This window comes from Pantoea sp. X-Soil-MYKO-1289, from assembly GCF_059730625.1.
On the sequence record NZ_AP036004.1, the window covers coordinates 3,946,344 to 3,965,156 of the forward strand.

The following is an 18,813-nucleotide window of genomic DNA, read 5'->3' on the forward strand; positions in this document are numbered from 1 at the left end:
GCTGTCGCGGGCTTTTTTTTGCCCTTTCCCGCTATGCTACACTGCCCTTTTTTCAGCAGGTGCAGGCCATGAAACGAGAACTTGCCATAGAATTTTCCCGCGTAACCGAAGCGGCGGCGTTAGCTGGCTACCGCTGGCTGGGGCGCGGCGATAAAAACGGCGCCGACGGCGCTGCCGTCCACGCGATGCGACACGTCCTGAATACCATTGATATCGACGGCCAGATTGTGATCGGCGAAGGTGAAATCGACGAGGCGCCGATGCTCTATATCGGCGAAAAAGTCGGCAGCGGGCGCGGCGATGCGGTCGATATCGCGGTGGATCCGATCGAGGGCACGCGGATGACCGCGATGGGCCAGGCCAACGCGCTGGCGGTGCTGGCGGTGGGCGACAAGGGCAGCTTTCTGCACGCGCCTGATATGTATATGGAGAAGCTAATCGTCGGCCCGGCGGCGCGCGGCCATATCGATCTCCATCTGCCGCTGGAAACCAACCTGCGCAATATCGCCGCGGCGCTGGGCAAGCCGCTGGCGCAGCTGACGGTCTCTATTCTGGCGAAACCGCGCCACGACGCAGTTATCGCGCAGCTGCAGCAGCTTGGCGTGCGCGTCTTCGCCTTCCCGGACGGCGACGTGGCGGCCTCTATTCTGACCTGTATGCCTGACAGCGAGGTCGATGTGCTCTACGGCATCGGCGGCGCGCCGGAAGGCGTGGTGTCGGCGGCGGTGATCCGCGCGCTGGACGGCGATATGCAGGGCCGTCTGCTGCCGCGTCACGAGGTTAAGGGCGAGAGCGAAGAGAATCGCCGCATCGGCGAGCAGGAGCTGGCGCGCTGCGACGAGATGGGCATTAAAGCAGGCGAGGTGTTGCCGCTGGCGCGAATGGCGCGCAACGACAACGTCATCTTCGCCGCCACCGGCATTACCAGCGGCGATCTGCTGAAAGGCATTACGCGTCAGGGTAATATCGCCACCAGCGAAACCCTGCTGATCCGCGGCAAATCGCGCACTATTCGCCGCATTCAGTCGATCCACTATCTGGATCGCAAAGACGCGGCGCTGCATCCTTTTATCCTGTAACCGTACCGCCCTGACTTTCTGGCTGTCGCGACAGCGGCAGCCAGCAGAGCAGCATCACCAGCGCGGTGGCGAACATCAGCATGCCCAGGCTGAACTGGTCGCGCTGCGGCAGCAGCGCAGACGCCCAGGCGACCACGCCCGATCCCAGATTCTGCAATCCCCCAATCAGCGCGCCAGCGCTGCCGGCCAGCCACGCGTAGGGCTCCATCGCGCCTGAGGTCGCCAGCGGAAACAGCATGCCCGCGCCGAAGAAGAAGAGCGCGGCGGGCACCAGCAGCGTCCAGATATTCATGATGCCGAACCACGCCGGGAGCCACATCAGCGCGCCCGCCAGCAGACAGCTGTTAACGCCGGTCCACATCAGGCTATGCCAGGAGCGCGCTTCGCGTCCGGCGAACCAGGCGCCGAAAAAGGCGGCGGGGATCGGCAGAATAAACAGAATGCTGACGGTAAAGGCATCCAGTCCCAGCACGCCGCCCAGCAGCACGCCGCAGCTCGCTTCGAAGACCGCAATACCCGCCAGCGCGCCGATCAACAGCACAATAAAGCGTACAAAGCTGGCGTCGCGCAGCAGTCGCTGATAGCGGCGGAAAAAAGGCGTGACTTCGCCGCCCTGCGGACGCGTCTCCGGCAGCCAGCGCATCATCGCGCCGGTCACCGTGACGCAGAGCAGCAGCAGAAAAGCGAAGCAGGCGTGCCAGCCGAACAGCTTCGTCAGCAGCGCGCCGATAACCGGCGCCAGCAGCGGACTGACCAGCAGCCCCATATTGAGCAGGCTATTGGCCTGGCGCAGCGCGACGCCCGCATAGAGGTCGCGCGGCATAGTACGCGCCATCACGCCCGCCACGCCGGTGCCCAGCCCCTGAATGGCGCTGCCCAGCACCAGCACGTTCAGCGACGGCGCCAGCATCGCGGTTACGGCGCCGATCATAAAGATCGTCATGCCGGCGAGGATCACCGGACGGCGCCCGATGCTGTCGGAGAGTGGACCGTAGATCAGCTGCGATCCGCCATAGGTCATCAGATAGGCCGCCATCACGCGCTGCAGCGTGCCGTCGTGCACGTTGAGCGCGTCCGCCATCTCGGCCATCGCCGGGACATAGATCGTTTGCGCCATCTGCCCCACCGCCAGCATTAAAATCAACATCAGCAGCAGCGGGCGATTTTCCATCTTCTTCATCGACATCTCAGTCTGGGAAATAAAGTTAATTCAGCAGCAAAATGCGCTGCATTGGGTTAATGGCGGGAAAAATATCAGGATTACGTGACAAATCGAGAGACGGACGTAAAGAGGCTGGCGTAAAGGCGTCAAGTTTTCGTACCACCTTGTCAACCGCGAGCAACGGCGTGTTGAGACGTGCGGTGCATTTGTCGATTAGAGCCAAAAAACCGGCGCGCGGGTGGAAAAAGCGCCGTGCAGCCGCGATGATAACACTGTGCCTGAAAAATCAACGACCAGGAGAGTAATGATGGCTGAATGGGTCAATGCGCAAGTAAAGGAAGTGAAGAACTGGACGGACGCGCTGTTCAGTCTGCGGGTGCATGCGCCGATCGATGCGTTCACCGCCGGTCAGTTCGCCAAGCTGGCGCTGGAGGTAGACGGCGAACGCGTGCAGCGCGCTTACTCTTACGTCAACGCGCCCAGCGATCCGCTGCTGGAGTTCTATCTGGTTACGGTGCCGGAAGGCAAGCTGAGCCCGCGCCTGCAGGCGCTCAGACCGGGCGACACCGTGATGGTGACGAAAGAGGCCGCCGGTTTTTTTGTGCTGGATGAGATCCCGCCGTGCAAAACCCTGTGGATGCTGGCGACCGGCACAGCGATTGGGCCTTATCTCTCTATTCTGCAACAGGGTGAAGGGCTGGAGCGCTTCGACCATATCGTGCTGGTGCACGCGGTGCGCTATGCCGCCGATCTCAGCTACCTGCCGCTGATGCAGTCGCTGCAGCAGATCTATAACGGCAAGCTGCGCATCCAGACGGTGGTGAGTCGCGAAAACGCAGCGGGCTCCCTTACCGGCCGCGTGCCGGCGCTGATTGAGAGCGGCGAACTGGAGCGCGCGGTGGGCCTGCCGATAGAGGCGGAGTCGGGCCATATTATGCTGTGCGGCAACCCGCAGATGGTGCGTGATACCCAGCAGATGCTGAAAGAGACGCGCGATATGCGTAAGCATCTGAAGCGTAAACCGGGGCATATCACCAGCGAGCACTACTGGTAAGCTGGCCGCGATGCGTTAATTCTTATACAAGGGCAAATTTTGCCCGTCGTGCTTTTGACTTTCGCAGGTAAAACCCGTTCTAATTTGGCGCAGAGTTTACTGGTCGAGCCTACGAAATGAAGAATTTGCCTGGCGCGCTGCTGCTGAGCCTTGCGCTAACGGCCCCGGCATTTGCCGCCGATCCCACGCTGCGCGAGCGCAGCGAATCCGTGCCTGCCGCACCCTATTTGCTGGCGGGCGCGCCTACTTTTGATATGACCATCGGCCAGTTTCGCGAAAGGTATAACGCCGCCAACGCCGACCTGCCGCTGATGGAGTATCGCGCCATCGACAGCCGAAACGACAGCAGCCGCCTGACGCGCGCGGCAAGTAAAATCAGCGAAACGCTCTACGCCTCCACCGCGCTGGAACAGGGAACCGGAAAAGTGAAGACGCTGCAGCTCACCTGGCTGCCGGTGCCGGGACCGGATCAGAAAGCGTCGCAGGAGAAAGCGCTCGCCTATATGACGGCACTGCTGCGCTTTTTTGTGCCCGGTCTTTCCCCGGACGAAGCGCGGCAAAAGCTGAACGCGCTGCTGAGCGAAGGCAAAGGCGCGCGCTATTTTTCCCGCACCGAAGGCGCGCTGCGTTTCGTGGTGGCGGACAACGGCGACAAGGGTCTGACCTTCGCTATCGAGCCGATAAAACTGGCGCTGCCGCCTGCCGATCAGGGCGGCAAAAATGACGAAAAGCAAAGCCATTGACCTGATAGATCTCTATACTGTCTGGCAGTCTACGCTGCCTGACGGCAGTGCAATTTAATGAATCGCGTAACGCGGAGGATAGAATGCGACATCCATTGGTTATGGGTAACTGGAAACTGAATGGCAGCAAGCAGATGACAGGCGAGCTGATCGAAGGCCTGCGCAAAGCGCTCTCCGGCGTTGACGGCTGCGGCGTGGCGATCGCCCCGCCGACCATCTACCTCGACCAGGCGAAACACGCCATCTCCGGCAGCCATATCGCCCTGGGCGCGCAGAACGTCGACGTCAACCTCTCGGGCGCCTTCACCGGCGAAACCTCCGCGGACATGCTGAAAGATATCGGCGCGAAATATATCATTATCGGCCACTCTGAGCGTCGTACCTACCACAAAGAGAGCGACGAGTTTATCGCCAAGAAATTCGCCGTGCTGAAAGCGGCTGGCCTGGTGCCGGTGCTGTGCATTGGTGAAACCGAAGCGGAAAACGAAGCGGGCCAGACGGAAGAAGTCTGCGCGCGCCAGATCGACGCGGTGCTGGAAACCCAGGGCGCGGAAGCCTTTAACGGCGTGGTTATCGCCTATGAGCCGGTCTGGGCTATCGGCACCGGAAAATCAGCGACCCCGGCGCAGGCGCAGGCGGTACATAAATTTATTCGCCAGCACATCGCGAAGAAAGACGCTGCGGTCGCCGAGCAGGTGATCATTCAGTACGGCGGTTCTGTTAACGACAAGAACGCGGCTGAACTCTTTACCCAGCCGGACATCGACGGCGCGCTGGTTGGCGGCGCCTCGCTGAAGGCTGACGCCTTCGCCGTTATCGTTAAAGCGGCGGCGGAAGCGAAAAAAGCGTAACTGCCGATATGCAAAAAAGGCGGCCTGATGGCCGCCTTTTTTATTGCCGCAGCATCTCGCAGCTATGGTCCTGCAGCTCTTCCGCCGAGCCGCGGTTGAGCAGCAGCCAGTTGCGCTCAAGCGCCATTGCCGCCAGACGTCCGTCCGGCAGCGCCGCCAGCGCCAGCCCATATTTGCCCATTTCGCCGCGCGCGTGGGGGATCTCGCTGGCGACGCGGATAAACAGGCTCTGCTGCGTCAGCTCCGGCAGGGTTAGCGCGCGGATCTGGTAAGCGTGCTGCAGCAGCTTTTCCTCCTGCCAGCGGTTTGAAAGCGCGGGCGCGAGGCGATCCAGCGTGCGGCGCACATCGGGACGCAGGCAGGAGATATGGATATGCAGCTGATTCTGGGTGCGGCCATACTCGGCGTTGATCGCCAGCGACAGCGCGCTATCGGCGATGGGCGCGCCGCGCTTTGCCGCCAGCTGCGCGCGCGCCTGCCAGGCGAAGGCGAAGAAATTGGGCGTCGCCGGATTAAGCAGCGCCGGGCTTTCCATGCCGGTGATTTTTGCCAGTGGGATAAGCAGATACTGCAGCGGTCCGTTCAGATCTTTGAGCAGCGCGTAGCCTTGCTCAAGCTCAACGCGCTGGCAAGGCGCGGGCTTGCCCGTTGCGCGCTGATTCGGCTCGCACTTTTCACTGACGATGTGCCACAGCGCATCGCTGTTTTTGTGCAGGTGGAATGCGGCAATCGCTAAACCGCCTGTCAGGATCAACAGCAGCAGCGCAATCAGGCCGAGCGCACGGCGACCTCCCTGCATAGCAAGGCTCCTCTTTGCGTTTTTTCGCATCCTCGCCTGGCCGCCGCGCAATGTCACGCACAAATAAAAACGGCCAGCATGCTGGCTGGCCGTCTTTACTGCGCTGGCGCGATTAAGGCTTCATCACCTGGTCATAGGTGCCGCCGTCGGCAAAGTGCGTTTTCTGCGCCTGCGTCCAGCCGCCGAACTTATTATCGATGGTAAACAGCTTCACCGGCGCGAAGGTGTTGGCAAATTTCTTCGCCACTTCCGCATCGCGCGGGCGATAGTAGTTTTGCGCCGCGATGGTCTGGCCTTCCGGCGAGTAGAGATACTTCAGATAGGCGTCCGCAACTGCGCGCGTACCCTGGTCGTCCACCACTTTGTCCACCACGGAAACGGTGGGTTCCGCCAGAATAGATTCGCTCGGCGTGACGATTTCAAATTTGTCTTTGCCCAGCTTATCGACCGCCAGATAGGCTTCGTTTTCCCAGGCGATCAGCACGTCGCCGATGCCGCGTTCTACGAAGGTATTGGTTGCGCCGCGCGCGCCGGAGTCCTGCACCTCGACGTTTTTAAACAGCGCTTTTACGTAAGCCTGCGCCTTCGCCTGATCGCCGTTGTTTTGATCCAGCGCCCAGCCCCATGCCGCCAGATAGTTCCAGCGCGCGCCGCCTGAGGTTTTCGGATTCGGAGTAATGACGGAAACGCCTGGCTTAATTAAATCGGACCAGTCGTGAATGCCTTTGGGATTGCCTTTACGCACCAGGAAAACGATGGTGGAGGTGTAAGGCGCGGAGTTATCCGGCAGACGCTTAAGCCAGTTCTTATCGATACGGCCGCGTTCGGCGATGGCATCGACATCGGATTGCAGCGCCAGCGTCACGACATCGGCGCGTATGCCGTTAATAACCGAGGTCGCCTGCTTGCCGGAGCCGCCGTGCGACTGGCGGATCACCACGTTATCGCCGGTTTCCTGCTTGTAGTGCGCCGCAAAGGCTTTGTTGTACTGCTCGTACAGCTCGCGCGTCGGATCGTAAGAGACGTTTAACAGCTGGTAATCCTTTGCCAGAACGCTGGCAGAAGCCAGCAGAAGGGTAATACCGATACTCCACTTGTTCATTATGTACGCTCCCGATGTCATTATGCCGGTAGCGTGACATAAACCATTTTAGAGCTAAAAGAATTAAAAATAAGCATTTATAACTGGCAGGAATATAGACAACTAAAATAAAAGCGCGCCGGAGAGGCGCGCCTGAAGCGGGTTTGGCATCAGTAGAGTTTTTTCGCGGTTCCAGCCAGTCGCGCTTAAACGGACGCTTCATGTTTTCGATAGCGTCGATGATGTCGTGATGCACCATCTTCTCGTTCTGGATGCCGACGCAGCGGCCGCCATAGCCCTGCAGCAGCAGCTCAATCGCATAGGCGCCCATGCGCGACGCGAGGATACGGTCGTAAGCGCAGGGCGCGCCGCCGCGCTGAATGTGACCAAGTACGGTGGCGCGCGTTTCGCGTTTGGTTTCCGCCTCGATGTACTTCGCCAGGTCGTCGATATCGCAGATATGTTCAGTGATCGCCACGATAGCGTGCTTTTTGCCTTTGGCGATGCCCGCTTTAATCTCCATCACCAGCTCTTCGCGGGTGTAAGGAATTTCCGGCAGCACGATAAATTCGCAGCCGCCCGCAATCGCCGCCGCCAGGGTCAGGTCGCCGCAGTAACGTCCCATCACCTCGACAATTGAGATGCGCTGGTGCGAGGAGGAGGTGTCGCGCAGACGGTCAATCGCCTCAACCACGGTTTCCAGCGCGGTGAAGTAGCCGATGGTGTAGTCAGTGCCCGCGACGTCGTTATCGATGGTGCCCGGCAGGCCGATGCACGGGAAACCCATTTCGGTCAGACGCTTCGCGCCCATATAGGAGCCGTCGCCGCCGATGACAACCAGCGCGTCAATGCCGCGTTTTTTCATATTCTCAATCGCGACCTGGCGCACTTCGTCGTTGCGGAACTCGGGGAAACGCGCCGAGCCCAGGAAGGTGCCGCCGCGGTTAATCATGTCCGATACGCTGTAGCGGTCGAGATTGATCATGCGATCTTCGTACAGTCCCAGATAGCCGTCATAGATACCAAAAACTTCCAGTCCTTCGCTTAGCGCTGAGCGCACAACGCCGCGAATGGCTGCGTTCATGCCGGGGGCGTCGCCGCCGCTGGTCAATACACCAATTTTTTTGATCATGACAACCTCTGGATTGTTAAAACGAAAAGTTAATCCTGCCTGTCGTGCGCCGCTAAGCGGCATACCCTATGCGCGACCCGTGATGGCAGATAGTATATCAAAGGCTTGCTGCTGAATTGATTCAGGTCAGACAAGTTTTCACTAATTTTTTTGCAGTAATGTTAGCGCTTCGTCATTTTAAATAGATAAAAATGATTCAATCCGGTTAAAAGCCGGGGGAGTTCTGCTGTTCAATCGGCACTACAGAGCAGGGATCCTGATGAATAATCACATCGGAGCCGGGGAAACGCTGACGCAGCGCCTTCTCTACCTGATCCGCTACGCGGTGCGCCTGCACTAGCGGCAAATCGTCATTAAGCTCCAGATGCAGCTGGATAAATTTAGTCGGCCCCGACTGACGCGTACGTACGTCATGCACGCCCTCCACGCCCGGCCAGTTCAGCGCCAGATCGAGAATGATATTGTGCTCCTCCTCCGGCAGCGCGCGATCCAGCAGCGACTGCACGGCGTCGTAGCCCATCCGCAATGCGCTGTACAAAATGTAGACGCCGATGCCTAGCGCGAACAGCGCGTCTGCGCGGGCGAAGCCATAGCTGCTTAATCCCAGGGCGATCAGGATAGCGCCGTTCATCACCACATCGGATTGATAGTGCAGCATGTCGGCGCGAATCGCCTGACTGTGGGTGTGGCGCACGACCCAGCGTTGAAACGCCACCAGCAGCAGCGTCGAACAGAGCGCCACCACGGTAACCACCACTCCGACCAGCGGCGCGCGCAGCGTATTCGGCGAAGCCAGATGCTGGATGCCGGTCAAAAACAAGAACAGCGCCGAGCCGGAGATAAACATGCTTTGCGCCAGCGCCGCCAGTGATTCCGCCTTGCCGTGACCAAAAGTATGATTAGCATCAGCAGGTTGCAGCGCATAGCGCACCACCAAAAGATTCGTCAGCGAGGCGGCGATGTCTACCAGCGAGTCGACCAGGCCGGCCAGCAGGCTAACCGAGCCGGTATACCACCAGGCAAAAATTTTGACGATAAGCAGGCAGGTCGCCAGGATCGTCGCCGCCAGCGCCGCGCGCTTGACCAGACGAGCATAGGTGGGTTGCATAGTGTGCTCCCTCAGCCATTACAGGCATGCACCCGAAATAAAGGAATGGCTAAAGTTTAACATCCAGATTGTCGCTGCGCATAAACCCTGCGTCATCAGAAGAGAAAAGCTGACGGAATGCCAGAAAAAACAAACCCCGCCCTCAAAGAGGACGGGGTACCGTTTCCCGCCTGGGGAAACGCACGGTTTACCGCTAAGCTCTAACCTCGTCAGGAAGAGCTACGGCCGCCGCCGTGGTTGCTCTGACCGCCTTTTTTGCCTGCTTCGGAGGCTTTTTCACGATCGTTTTTAAAATTACCGCTACCGCCGCTGCTTTTTCCGCCTTTTTTACCGGCTTCAGAGGCTTTTTGCGGGTTGTCTGCGAAATTGCCTGAACCACCACGATGTTCTGCCATAACTTACTCCGTTAATATATTCAGATTGTTTACGTAATGTGGTTACTGCACTCCATTTAAATTCCCGGGATGTGCGCTTTCCTTGCTGCGACAGAATTAAGTGTAGAAGTAAGCCAGAATAATTCAAGAAAAGGATGAAACAATTAACCGATTGATATTTATTAGTTTTAAATATAGCTGCAAAGCTTATTTTCTTCTTATCATATATTTAAACAACTCGTCGCTTCGCTTTTTTATTTAAAGTCGCTTCGATTATGGATATATTTTCAGGGCATAACATATGCCTTATAAAAAATAAACGAGACGCTAAACAAGAATGTTTAACTAAATGCCTGAACATTTAAGGGGTTAGTGCCTTTCTTAAATAAAGTCTTAATGCAGAGGAAGGATTGGTCTGCCAGGATTGACACTGCTGCCGGAAACGCGCAAAAAGGCAAAAAAAACCCCGCCATCATGGCGGGGAAGACAGGGATGGTGTCTATGGCAAGGAAAACAGGGATACTATGTTACTGGTTACTGCTGGTACTACTCACTGCTTGCAGCGATGAAGACGACTGCAAATTCGAGAGCTTGCGTAACTCGGCGAGACGCCGCTCGTAATTCTTCTGCAACGCGGCCTGCTGTGCCGGCGTGAGCAAGTGATACATCTGGTTGCGAATGCGCGCCATCTCGACATGCTGTTCGATCTGCGCCTGAGCGATTTTCTCAGCCTGGGCGCGGATAGCCGCTTCGTTAAAAGTGTCCGCCGTAATCAGACCATGCATGTTTTCGATATCGCCGATGCTCACAGGGGAACGTTCATATCGCGCCTGCGTCATCAGGTCTCGCATCTGCTGACGCTGTTCTTCCGTCAACTCGATGCCGTCGAACATGTGGCTTTGCGGATTTTGCGTCATACTGCCTGTCGTCAATCCGCCGTGATGCATTTCGTCAATCGTCGTCGTGTCTGCCACTCCCGCGCTGGCGTGATTGAGAACCATCGCTGAGGCAATGACGACGGCGGTTACTGTGCGCATCGTTTACTCCAGTCCGTTCCGTTTTGCGATTCAACGAGGACCAGTGTACGGCGACAGCTGCAAACATCCGTCAGGGGGTGTAAAACTACGTAAAGCGTTGGATTGACAAGTCAGGAACACGGTATTTTGCCTGCGGAGGGCAATAAAAAATGAATAAAATCCTGTTGGTTGACGATGACCGCGAATTGACTTCGCTGCTTAAAGAACTGTTGGAAATGGAAGGGTTTGAAGTGGTGGTAGCCAGCGACGGCGAACAGGCGTTAAGCCTGCTGGATACCTCTATCGATCTGCTTTTGCTCGATGTGATGATGCCGAAAAAGAACGGTATCGACACGCTGAAAGAGCTACGCCAGCAACATCAAACGCCCGTCATTATGTTAACCGCGCGCGGCAGCGAGCTGGATCGCGTGCTGGGGCTCGAACTGGGCGCAGATGACTATCTGCCTAAGCCGTTTAACGATCGCGAACTGGTGGCGCGTATACGCGCGATTCTGCGCCGTTCCAACTGGAGCGAGCAACAGCAGCAGCACGACAGCAGCTCGCCGACGCTGGAAGTGGACTGCCTGCGCCTGAATCCAGGCCGTCAGGAAGCGAGTTTCGACAATCAGACGCTGGATCTTACCGGCACCGAGTTCACCCTGCTCTACCTGCTGGCGCAGCATCTCGGCCAGGTCGTCTCGCGCGAGCATCTGAGCCAGGAGGTGCTGGGCAAGCGTCTGACGCCGTTCGACCGCGCTATCGATATGCATATCTCTAACCTGCGCCGCAAACTGCCTGAGCGCCGCGACGGCCACCCCTGGTTCAAAACCCTACGCGGCCGCGGCTATCTGATGGTTTCGGCTTCATGATTGGTAGCCTCACCACCCGCATCTTCGCCATTTTCTGGCTAACCCTGGCGCTGGTGTTGATGCTGGTATTGATGGTGCCTAAGCTGGACTCCCGCCAGATGGCCTCGCTGCTCGATAGCGAGCAGCGCCAGGGCACCATGATTGAACAGCATGTCGAAGTAGAGCTGGCGCAGGATCCGCCCAACGATTTGATGTGGTGGCGCCGGCTCTCGCGCGCTATCGACAAATGGGCGCCGCCGGGCCAGCGCCTGCTGCTGGTCACCAGCGAAGGCCGCGTCATTGGCGCGCAGCATAATGAAATGCAGGTGATCCGCAACTTTATCGGGCAGTCCGACAATGCCGATCATCCGCAGAAAAAGAAGTATGGCCGTATCGAAATGGTCGGCCCCTTCGCGGTGCGCGACGGCGAAGATAACTATCAGCTCTACTTGATTCGACCGGCGACCAGCTCACAGCTCGATTTTATCAATTTGCTGTTCGACCGGCCGCTGCTGCTGCTGATCGTCACCATGCTGATCAGCTCGCCGCTGCTGCTGTGGCTGGCGTGGAGCCTGGCGCGTCCGGCGCGCAAGCTGAAATATGCGGCGGATGAAGTCGCCAGCGGTAATTTGCGCCAGCATCCGGAACTAGAATCAGGGCCGCAGGAGTTTCTCGCCGCCGGCTCCAGCTTCAACCAGATGGTGAGTGCGCTCGAGCGCATGATGACCTCGCAGCAGCGTCTGCTGTCCGATATCAGCCATGAGCTGCGCACGCCGCTGACGCGTCTGCAGCTGGCCACGGCGCTGCTGCGCCGCCGTCACGGCGAAGGCAAAGAGCTGGAGCGTATCGAGATGGAGGCTCAGCGTCTGGACGGCATGATCAACGATCTGCTGGTGCTGTCGCGCACCCAGCACAAGAACGCGCTGGTCAGCGAGGCGATGAAAGCAAATCAGCTCTGGAACGACGTGCTGGAAGATGCGAAGTTCGAAGCCGAGCAGATGGGCAAGCAGCTCGATGTGCCCTATCCGCCCGGCCCCTGGCCGCTCTACGGCAACCCGCATGCGCTGGAGAGCGCGCTGGAGAACATCGTACGCAACGCGCTGCGCTACTCGCACTCGCATATCAGCGTCAGCTTTTCGGTGGATATCAGCGGCCTGACGGTGCACGTCGACGATGACGGCCCGGGCGTCAGCCCGGAAGATCGCGAGCAGATATTCCGTCCCTTCTACCGCACCGATGAGGCGCGCGACCGCGAGTCAGGCGGCACGGGGCTCGGTCTGGCGATTGTCGAAACCGCCATCCAGCAGCACCGCGGCTGGGTGAAGGCTGACGACAGCCCGCTTGGCGGCCTGCGCCTGACGCTCTGGCTGCCGCTCTACTCCTCCAGCCGCCAATAATTTGCTATGCTTCGGCCCCTGTTATCGGGGGCCTTATGCTTAACATCGTCTTATTTGAACCAGAAATCCCGCCGAATACCGGCAATATTATTCGCCTCTGCGCTAATACCGGCTTCAGGCTGCATCTGATTGAGCCGCTTGGTTTCGCATGGGACGACAAGCGGCTGCGCCGCGCCGGTCTCGACTATCACGAATTTACCGCGATTCAGAAGCATGAAAGCTATGAGGCGTTTCTACGCGTCGAGCAGCCCGCGCGGCTGTTTGCGCTCACCACCAAGGGAACGCCGGCGCACAGCGCGGTGAGCTACCAGGCGGGCGATTATCTGCTGTTCGGCCCGGAGAGCCGCGGACTGCCCGCCGAGATCCTCGATGCGCTGCCGCCAGAGCAGAAAATCCGCATCCCGATGCGTGCGGAGAGCCGCAGCATGAATCTGTCGAATGCGGTATCGGTGGTGGTGTATGAAGCCTGGCGCCAGCTTGATTACGCAGGCGCGCGGCGCAGTTAGATCCCGTCGCCGAACTCAAAGCCCGGCACGGTGCCGTTGAAGTGTTGATCCATGTCCATTGAGGGTTTGTCGCTCGCGGGTTTGCCGACGATGCGCGCCGGCACGCCTGCGGCGGTAGTATGCGGCGGCACCGGCTGCAATACCACCGAGCCTGCGCCGATCTTCGCGCCGCGCCCGACCTCGATATTGCCGAGTATCTTCGCCCCGGCGCCGATCATCACGCCCTCGCGGATTTTCGGATGGCGATCGCCGCTGGTTTTGCCGGTACCGCCCAGCGTCACCGACTGCAGGATCGAGACGTCGTTCTCTACGACCGCCGTTTCGCCGATAACGATGCCGGTAGCGTGGTCAAGCATAATGCCGTGGCCGATGTTCGCCGCCGGATGAATATCCACGGCGAACGAGACGGAAATTTCGTTTTGCAGATAGACCGCTAAGGCGCGACGCCCTTCGTTCCACAGCCAGTGGCCGATACGATAGGCCTGCAGCGCATGAAAGCCTTTCAGGTAGAGCAGCGGCGTAGAGTATTTATCAACCGCCGGGTCGCGCTGGCGCACTGCCTGGATATCGAGCGCGGCCGAGGCGATCATCGAAGGATCCTGACGATAGGCCTCTTCGACGATTTCGCGAATGGCGATAGCGGGCATAATGGGATTGGCGAGTTTGTTGGCCAGCATATAGCTCAGGGCGCTGCCGAGATTTTCGTGTTTCAACAAAGTCGCATGATAAAAGCTGGCCAGCATCGGCTCGCAATCGGCCAGCGCGCGCGCTTCCGCTTTGATGTTGTTCCAGACCAGTTCTAACTCATCAGACGACATTGCAGTTTTCTCCCGAAAAAAAAAGCGCCTGAATGGCGCTACAGGTGACTATGCTGCGCATCCCGCATCAGCCTGAACCGTTTTCATCCTTCCTTGTACGGCCTAACAGGCTCAATGCTGCCTCTCGCGCCGGTTTTCCGCAATAGAGCACCTGATAGATTTGCTCGGTAATCGGCATTTCAACGCCGACACGCTCAGCCAACGCCTTGACTTCTTTGGTGTTTTTATAACCTTCTACAACTTGTCCGATAATGCGTTGCGCGTTATCCACCTCTTCGCCCTGGCCCAGCATCAGGCCGAAACGACGGTTGCGCGACTGATTATCGGTACAGGTCAGCACCAGATCGCCCAAGCCAGCCATGCCCATAAAGGTAGTGGCATCGGCCCCCAGCGCGGCGCCGAGACGGCTCATTTCCGCCAGGCCGCGCGTAATCAGCGCGGTACGCGCATTGGCGCCGAAGCCGATGCCGTCGGAGATGCCCGCGCCGATGGCGATGACGTTTTTCACCGCGCCGCCGAGCTGCACGCCGATAAAGTCAGGATTGTTGTAAACGCGGAAGCTCTTGCCGCAGTGCAGCTTTTGCTGCAGATCGTCGGCGAAAGTAGCATCGGTCGCCGCCAGCGCGATCGCGGTCGGCAGGCCCGCCGCCAGCTCTTTGGCGAAGGTCGGCCCGGAGATGACTGCGAGCGGCGTCGCGTCGCCGAGGATGTCGCGCGCCACATCCTGCAGCAGCCTTCCGGTCTCTCTCTCCAGCCCTTTGGTCGCCCAGACGATGCGCGACTCCGCGCGCAGATGCGGTTTAATCTGCTGCAGCACGTCGCCGAACACATGGCTCGGCACCACCACCAGCAGATCGCGGCTGGCCGCAATGGCGCGGGCTAAGTCGGGCTCAAGCTCAAGGTTGTCGGGAAAAGGCACGTCGGGGAGAAAAGCGCTGTTGCAGCGTTCGGCCTGCAGCTGCGCCAGATGCGCGGGATTGTGTCCCCACAGCAGCACGGGATGGCCGTTGCGGGCTAAGGTAATGGCCAGAGCGGTGCCGTACGAGCCGGCACCGATGACGCTAATCGAAGCGTGTGTAGTCATCAGGCATCCTGATGTGGTTCGGCACCTTCGCCTTGCTGCTGCAGGTAGTTCATGAACAGCGCGTCAAAGTTTACCGGCGCCAGGTTAAGCTGCGGGAAGGTGCCGCGAGACACCAGGCTGGTGATGCATTCGCGCGCATACGGGAACAGGATGTTCGGGCAGTAAGCGCCCAGGCAGTGCGCCATCTGCGTGCCTTCGATGCCGCTGATGGTGAAGATGCCCGCCTGCTGAACTTCGCACAGGAATGCGGTTTCTTCGCCAACGCTGGCGGTTACGGTCACGCGCAGCACCACTTCATAAACTTCGTCAGCCAGCTGTGATGACGCAGTATCCAGATCCAGCTTCACTTCCGGCTCCCACTCTTTCTGGAAAACCTGCGGCGCGTTCGGCGCTTCGAAAGAAACGTCTTTGGTGTAAACGCGTTGAATCTGGAATTGCATTTCGTTGGTGTTTTGTTCTGACATCTGACTAAGTCCTGTGAGTTGAAAAATCCTGCGCCGCTCTTACGCCTGCAGTAGCGGATCTAAGCCTTCACGACTGTCCAGCGCGTAAAGGTCGTCGCAGCCGCCGATGTGCTGCGCGTCAATGAAAATCTGAGGCACGGTGGTGCGGCCGCTGCGTTTGATCATCTCTTCGCGTTTCGCGGCGTTCCCGTCGATAGGGATCTCCTGAAACGCCACACCTTTTTGACTCAACAGCGCCTTCGCCCGGTGGCAGAAAGGACAGGTCGCCTTGGTGTAAATCTCGACATTAGCCATGTTGCGTACCTCGGTAGATGTTATTTTCCGCGCACCAGCGGAAGGTTGTCTCCGCTCCAGCCGCTGATGCCGTCTTTCAGAACGGTCACCTGGCTAAAGCCGGCGGCGCTCAGTTTTTCAGCCGGCTCGCTCGCGCTCTGGCCAGTGGCGCACACCACAATTATGGGCTGAGCTTTATGCTTTTCCAGCTCGCCGAAGCTGCCTTTTTTGATATCAGCCGCTGCAACGTTCAGCGCGCCCGAAATATGTCCTTTGCGGTAATCGTCACGCGACCGCACGTCCACTACTACCGCCTCTTCTTTGTTAATCAGGCGGGTCGCTTCGCCGCGGCTGATAACTTTCACCTTAGAAAACATCCCTTTAAAGGTGGTAACAATCACCAAAACCAGTAAAACGACCCATGCCAGACTGAGGATGGTGTGATTGCTTGCAAACTGCATAATTTCTTGCATGAGGGGTAAAGACTCCAGACCGGGCTAATTAAGCTAAAAACAAGGGTTCTGAGTATACCTGCGCCACTTCTCATGTACAGACGCTAAGCGGCCAGAGTTACGATTTGTGCGTCATTTTCTAAAAAAAATTGCCGTATCGCAAAAATGGCACAACCCTTATTCGGCATCAGGATAAATACCGACATCTTTGGAAAAGGAAATCCCGCGGCGTTGCGCTGGTAAGCGGCTGTTCATCGTGGAATAATCACTGGCCTATGAAGGGAAAAGCGACTGTTTTAGCCACAAGGACTCGTCACAGCGGAAAGAAACGCCCGTTGACTGCACACCTGTCCACTCTCTCCTTCAGCCTGCTCTGCGCGGGCGTTCTGTTATTGCCTGCGGCCGCCCACAGCGCCGACGACAGTAAATCGCAGCTGAAATCCATTCAGCAAAATATCGCCGAAAAAGAGAAAAGCGTTAAGGCGCAGAAGCTTGCGCGCAGCAAGCTGCTCGATCAGCTGCAGAGCCAGGAAAAAATCATTGCGCAGGCCAGCCGCCAGCTGCGCGACACCCGCAACAGCCTGAACGCGCTCAGCCGCGAAGTCAGCCAGCTCACCGCCTCGATCGCGCGGCTCGAAAAGCAGCAGGCGCAGCAGGAAACCCTGCTGGCTCAGCAGCTGGACGCGGCTTTCCGTCAGGGCAAGCATAACGGCGTGCAGCTTCTGCTGGGCGGCGAAGAGAGCCAGCGCAGCGAACGTATTCTCGCCTACTTCGGCTACCTCAACGACGCGCGCCAGCAGAGCATCGACGCGCTGCAAAAAACGCGTCAGACGCTGAGTGAGCAAAAAGCGTCGCTGGAGCAGAAACAGCAGCAGCAAAAAACGCTGCTGGCCCAGCAGCAAGGCCAGCAGGAGAAGCTGCAGCAGGCGAGCGCGGCGCGCAAGAAAACGCTGAGCGCACTGGAAAACGCGCTGGAAAAAGACCAGGCGGATCTGGTGGAGATGCGGCAGAACGAAAGCCGCCTGCAGGACAAAATCGCCCGGGCCGAACGCGAGGCGCGAGAGCGCGCGGCGCGCGAGGCGCGGGAAGCGGAAAAAGTGCGCCAGCGTCAGGCGCAGGCGAAAGCCAAAGGCTCGACCTACCAGCCTACCCAGAGCGAGCGCGAGCTGGTGGCGCGAACCGGCGGTCTGGGCCGCGCAGGCGGCCAGGCGCTGTGGCCGGTGCGCGGACGTATCGAACATCGCTTCGGCGAACAGCTTCAGGGCGAACTGCGCTGGAAAGGGCTGGTGATCGATGCGCCGGAAGGCGCCGAAGTCAAAGCGATTGCCGACGGCCGCGTGCTGATGGCCGACTGGCTGCAGGGTTACGGGCTCGTCGTCGTGCTTGAGCACGGCAAAGGTGATATGAGTCTCTACGGCTATAACCAGAGCGCGCTGGTTAGCGTTGGCGCCCAGGTGAAGGCAGGACAGCCTATCGCCCTTGTGGGCACCAGCGGCGGACGCGGTACGCCGTCGCTCTATTTTGAAATCCGACGTCAGGGACAGGCTGTCAATCCACTCCCGTGGTTAGGAAGATAAGTGTTTTTTCAACGTCGCCATCTCGCCGCCGCTATTGGCGGACTGCTGTTAAGCTGCGCCGCCCATGCGGGCAAACTCGCCATCGTTATCGACGACTTCGGCTATCGCCCTTCTGAAGAGAACAAAGTGCTGCAAATGCCCGCCGCGATCTCCGTCGCGGTGCTGCCTGACGCGCCCGGCGCGCGCCATATGGCAACGAAAGCGCACCAGAGCGGTCATGAGGTGCTGATCCATCTCCCTATGGCGCCGCTCAGCAAACAGCCGCTGGAGAAGGATACCTTGACGCCGGAGATGAGCAGCGAAGAGATCGCGCGCATCCTGCGCAGCGCGGTCAACAGCGTGCCCTACGCCGTCGGCCTGAACAACCATATGGGCAGCAAAATGACCTCCAGCCTGCCCGGCATGGTAAAGATGATGCAGGCGCTTAATCAGTACAACTTTTACTTTCTCGACAGCATGACCATCGGCAACAGCCAGTCGGTGCCCGCCGCGCAAGGCACGCGCGTGAAGGTGCTGAAGCGCCGCGTCTTTCTCGACGACAGCCAGGATATCAACGCGATTCGCCAGCAGTTTACGCGCGCCGTGAAGCTGGCGCAGCGCGACGGCTACGCCATCGCTATCGGTCATCCGCATCCTAATACGGTGCGCGTGCTGCAGCAGATGCTGCCGACGCTGCCTGCGGATATTACGCTGGTACGCCCAAGCCAGTTGCTGAACGAACCGCTGCACGGCGGGACGGCGCCAGCGAAACCGCAGCAGCCGTCGCGTCCGCATAAGCCGGGTTTCCAGCCGCCAGGCATGTGTAAAGTGCAGCCGCAGCCGGTTCCGGCGACCAGAGCGCTTGATGCGGTATGGGAGAGCGCGAGCCAGAGCGTAGTGGTAACAGGACTGAAACAGCTTTTTTAATAAGCCATTTCATGCCGCGCTTCGGCCTTAACATTAATATTCTTTTCTGAACAGAAATCACTATAATCCGGTGCGAGTGGCGCAGACCG

General features: G+C 58.7%; 20 protein-coding genes and 1 pseudogene. 9 read left to right on the plus strand and 12 right to left on the minus strand.

The window, feature by feature from the left end:
* The first annotated feature begins 68 nt into the window (after nucleotides 1-68).
* Nucleotides 69-1,079 (plus strand): class II fructose-bisphosphatase, encoded by a 1,011-nt coding sequence (gene glpX, locus AC6I7Z_RS18700; protein WP_497815284.1) that lies wholly within the window; start codon nucleotides 69-71, stop codon nucleotides 1,077-1,079.
* Here glpX and emrD read toward each other — a convergent pair.
* Complete coding sequence (emrD, locus tag AC6I7Z_RS18705; RefSeq protein WP_497815285.1) at nucleotides 1,069-2,259, minus strand: multidrug efflux MFS transporter EmrD; 1,191 nt, start codon at nucleotides 2,257-2,259, stop codon at nucleotides 1,069-1,071. The genes glpX and emrD overlap by 11 nt on opposite strands.
* 289 nt (nucleotides 2,260-2,548) lie before the next feature.
* Between emrD and fpr the strand changes: the two genes are divergently transcribed.
* The 3 genes from fpr to tpiA all read left to right on the plus strand — a co-directional run bounded on the left by fpr (nucleotide 2,549) and on the right by tpiA (nucleotide 4,889).
* On the plus strand, nucleotides 2,549-3,295 hold the full coding sequence (fpr, locus tag AC6I7Z_RS18710) for a ferredoxin--NADP(+) reductase (RefSeq protein ID WP_497815471.1): 747 nt from the start codon (nucleotides 2,549-2,551) through the stop codon (nucleotides 3,293-3,295).
* 116 nt (nucleotides 3,296-3,411) lie between these two features.
* Entirely contained in the window at nucleotides 3,412-4,038 is a 627-nt protein-coding gene (locus tag AC6I7Z_RS18715; RefSeq protein WP_497815286.1) for a DUF1454 family protein, read from the plus strand.
* Nucleotides 4,039-4,121: 83 nt separating this feature from the next.
* Nucleotides 4,122-4,889 carry a triose-phosphate isomerase gene (tpiA, locus tag AC6I7Z_RS18720; RefSeq protein WP_072010464.1) on the plus strand — a complete coding sequence of 256 codons (768 nt, stop codon included), beginning with the start codon at nucleotides 4,122-4,124 and terminating at the stop codon, nucleotides 4,887-4,889.
* A 40-nt stretch (nucleotides 4,890-4,929) separates the two neighbouring features.
* On the opposite strand, the gene AC6I7Z_RS18725 is transcribed toward tpiA, so the two are convergent.
* The 6 genes and pseudogenes from AC6I7Z_RS18725 to cpxP all read right to left on the minus strand — a co-directional run bounded on the left by AC6I7Z_RS18725 (nucleotide 4,930) and on the right by cpxP (nucleotide 10,420).
* Nucleotides 4,930-5,688 (minus strand): CDP-diacylglycerol diphosphatase, encoded by a 759-nt coding sequence (locus AC6I7Z_RS18725; RefSeq protein ID WP_497815287.1) that lies wholly within the window; start codon nucleotides 5,686-5,688, stop codon nucleotides 4,930-4,932.
* Between the two features lie 112 nt (nucleotides 5,689-5,800).
* Nucleotides 5,801-6,790, minus strand: a complete 990-nt coding sequence (locus AC6I7Z_RS18730; RefSeq protein WP_497815288.1) for a sulfate ABC transporter substrate-binding protein — start codon at nucleotides 6,788-6,790, stop codon at nucleotides 5,801-5,803.
* A 149-nt stretch (nucleotides 6,791-6,939) separates the two neighbouring features.
* Nucleotides 6,940-7,901: pseudogene (gene pfkA / locus AC6I7Z_RS18735) on the minus strand (6-phosphofructokinase).
* Nucleotides 7,902-8,106: 205 nt separating this feature from the next.
* Complete coding sequence (gene fieF, locus AC6I7Z_RS18740; protein ID WP_048782918.1) at nucleotides 8,107-9,009, minus strand: CDF family cation-efflux transporter FieF; 903 nt, start codon at nucleotides 9,007-9,009, stop codon at nucleotides 8,107-8,109.
* Nucleotides 9,010-9,218: 209 nt separating this feature from the next.
* Nucleotides 9,219-9,404 carry a con-10 family general stress protein gene (locus AC6I7Z_RS18745; protein WP_434126417.1) on the minus strand — a complete coding sequence of 62 codons (186 nt, stop codon included), beginning with the start codon at nucleotides 9,402-9,404 and terminating at the stop codon, nucleotides 9,219-9,221.
* Nucleotides 9,405-9,910: 506 nt separating this feature from the next.
* Nucleotides 9,911-10,420, minus strand: a complete 510-nt coding sequence (gene cpxP, locus AC6I7Z_RS18750) for a cell-envelope stress modulator CpxP (RefSeq protein WP_497815289.1) — start codon at nucleotides 10,418-10,420, stop codon at nucleotides 9,911-9,913.
* A gap of 149 nt (nucleotides 10,421-10,569) precedes the next feature.
* Between cpxP and cpxR the strand changes: the two genes are divergently transcribed.
* The 3 genes from cpxR to trmL are packed head-to-tail and all read left to right on the plus strand — an operon-like array spanning nucleotide 10,570 to nucleotide 13,150.
* Complete coding sequence (gene cpxR / locus AC6I7Z_RS18755) at nucleotides 10,570-11,268, plus strand: envelope stress response regulator transcription factor CpxR (RefSeq protein WP_033754385.1); 699 nt, start codon at nucleotides 10,570-10,572, stop codon at nucleotides 11,266-11,268.
* Nucleotides 11,265-12,644 (plus strand): envelope stress sensor histidine kinase CpxA, encoded by a 1,380-nt coding sequence (cpxA, locus tag AC6I7Z_RS18760; protein ID WP_033792852.1) that lies wholly within the window; start codon nucleotides 11,265-11,267, stop codon nucleotides 12,642-12,644. The genes cpxR and cpxA overlap by 4 nt, the downstream gene beginning before the upstream one ends.
* Nucleotides 12,645-12,679: 35 nt before the next feature.
* On the plus strand, nucleotides 12,680-13,150 hold the full coding sequence (gene trmL / locus AC6I7Z_RS18765; protein WP_497815290.1) for a tRNA (uridine(34)/cytosine(34)/5-carboxymethylaminomethyluridine(34)-2'-O)-methyltransferase TrmL: 471 nt from the start codon (nucleotides 12,680-12,682) through the stop codon (nucleotides 13,148-13,150).
* On the opposite strand, the gene cysE is transcribed toward trmL, so the two are convergent.
* The 5 genes from cysE to AC6I7Z_RS18790 form a co-directional block, all read right to left on the minus strand.
* On the minus strand, nucleotides 13,147-13,968 hold the full coding sequence (cysE, locus tag AC6I7Z_RS18770; protein WP_033754376.1) for a serine O-acetyltransferase: 822 nt from the start codon (nucleotides 13,966-13,968) through the stop codon (nucleotides 13,147-13,149). The genes trmL and cysE overlap by 4 nt on opposite strands.
* A 67-nt stretch (nucleotides 13,969-14,035) precedes the next feature.
* Nucleotides 14,036-15,052 carry an NAD(P)H-dependent glycerol-3-phosphate dehydrogenase gene (gene gpsA / locus AC6I7Z_RS18775; protein ID WP_497815291.1) on the minus strand — a complete coding sequence of 339 codons (1,017 nt, stop codon included), beginning with the start codon at nucleotides 15,050-15,052 and terminating at the stop codon, nucleotides 14,036-14,038.
* The gene (secB, locus tag AC6I7Z_RS18780; protein WP_033754370.1) at nucleotides 15,052-15,516 is read right to left on the minus strand and encodes a protein-export chaperone SecB; all 465 of its coding nucleotides are present in this window, start codon (nucleotides 15,514-15,516) and stop codon (nucleotides 15,052-15,054) included. The genes gpsA and secB overlap by 1 nt, the downstream gene beginning before the upstream one ends.
* Nucleotides 15,517-15,555: 39 nt before the next feature.
* Nucleotides 15,556-15,810 carry a glutaredoxin 3 gene (gene grxC / locus AC6I7Z_RS18785; protein WP_497815292.1) on the minus strand — a complete coding sequence of 85 codons (255 nt, stop codon included), beginning with the start codon at nucleotides 15,808-15,810 and terminating at the stop codon, nucleotides 15,556-15,558.
* 20 nt (nucleotides 15,811-15,830) lie between these two features.
* On the minus strand, nucleotides 15,831-16,262 hold the full coding sequence (locus AC6I7Z_RS18790; RefSeq protein WP_081137831.1) for a rhodanese-like domain-containing protein: 432 nt from the start codon (nucleotides 16,260-16,262) through the stop codon (nucleotides 15,831-15,833).
* A 254-nt stretch (nucleotides 16,263-16,516) separates the two neighbouring features.
* On the opposite strand from AC6I7Z_RS18790, the gene envC reads away from it, so the two are divergent.
* Both envC and AC6I7Z_RS18800 read left to right on the plus strand, forming a co-directional pair.
* Nucleotides 16,517-17,818, plus strand: a complete 1,302-nt coding sequence (gene envC, locus AC6I7Z_RS18795) for a murein hydrolase activator EnvC (RefSeq protein ID WP_497815293.1) — start codon at nucleotides 16,517-16,519, stop codon at nucleotides 17,816-17,818.
* Nucleotides 17,819-18,724, plus strand: a complete 906-nt coding sequence (locus AC6I7Z_RS18800) for a divergent polysaccharide deacetylase family protein (RefSeq protein ID WP_497815294.1) — start codon at nucleotides 17,819-17,821, stop codon at nucleotides 18,722-18,724. It abuts the gene before it with no gap.
* The last annotated feature ends 89 nt before the right edge of the window (nucleotides 18,725-18,813 follow it).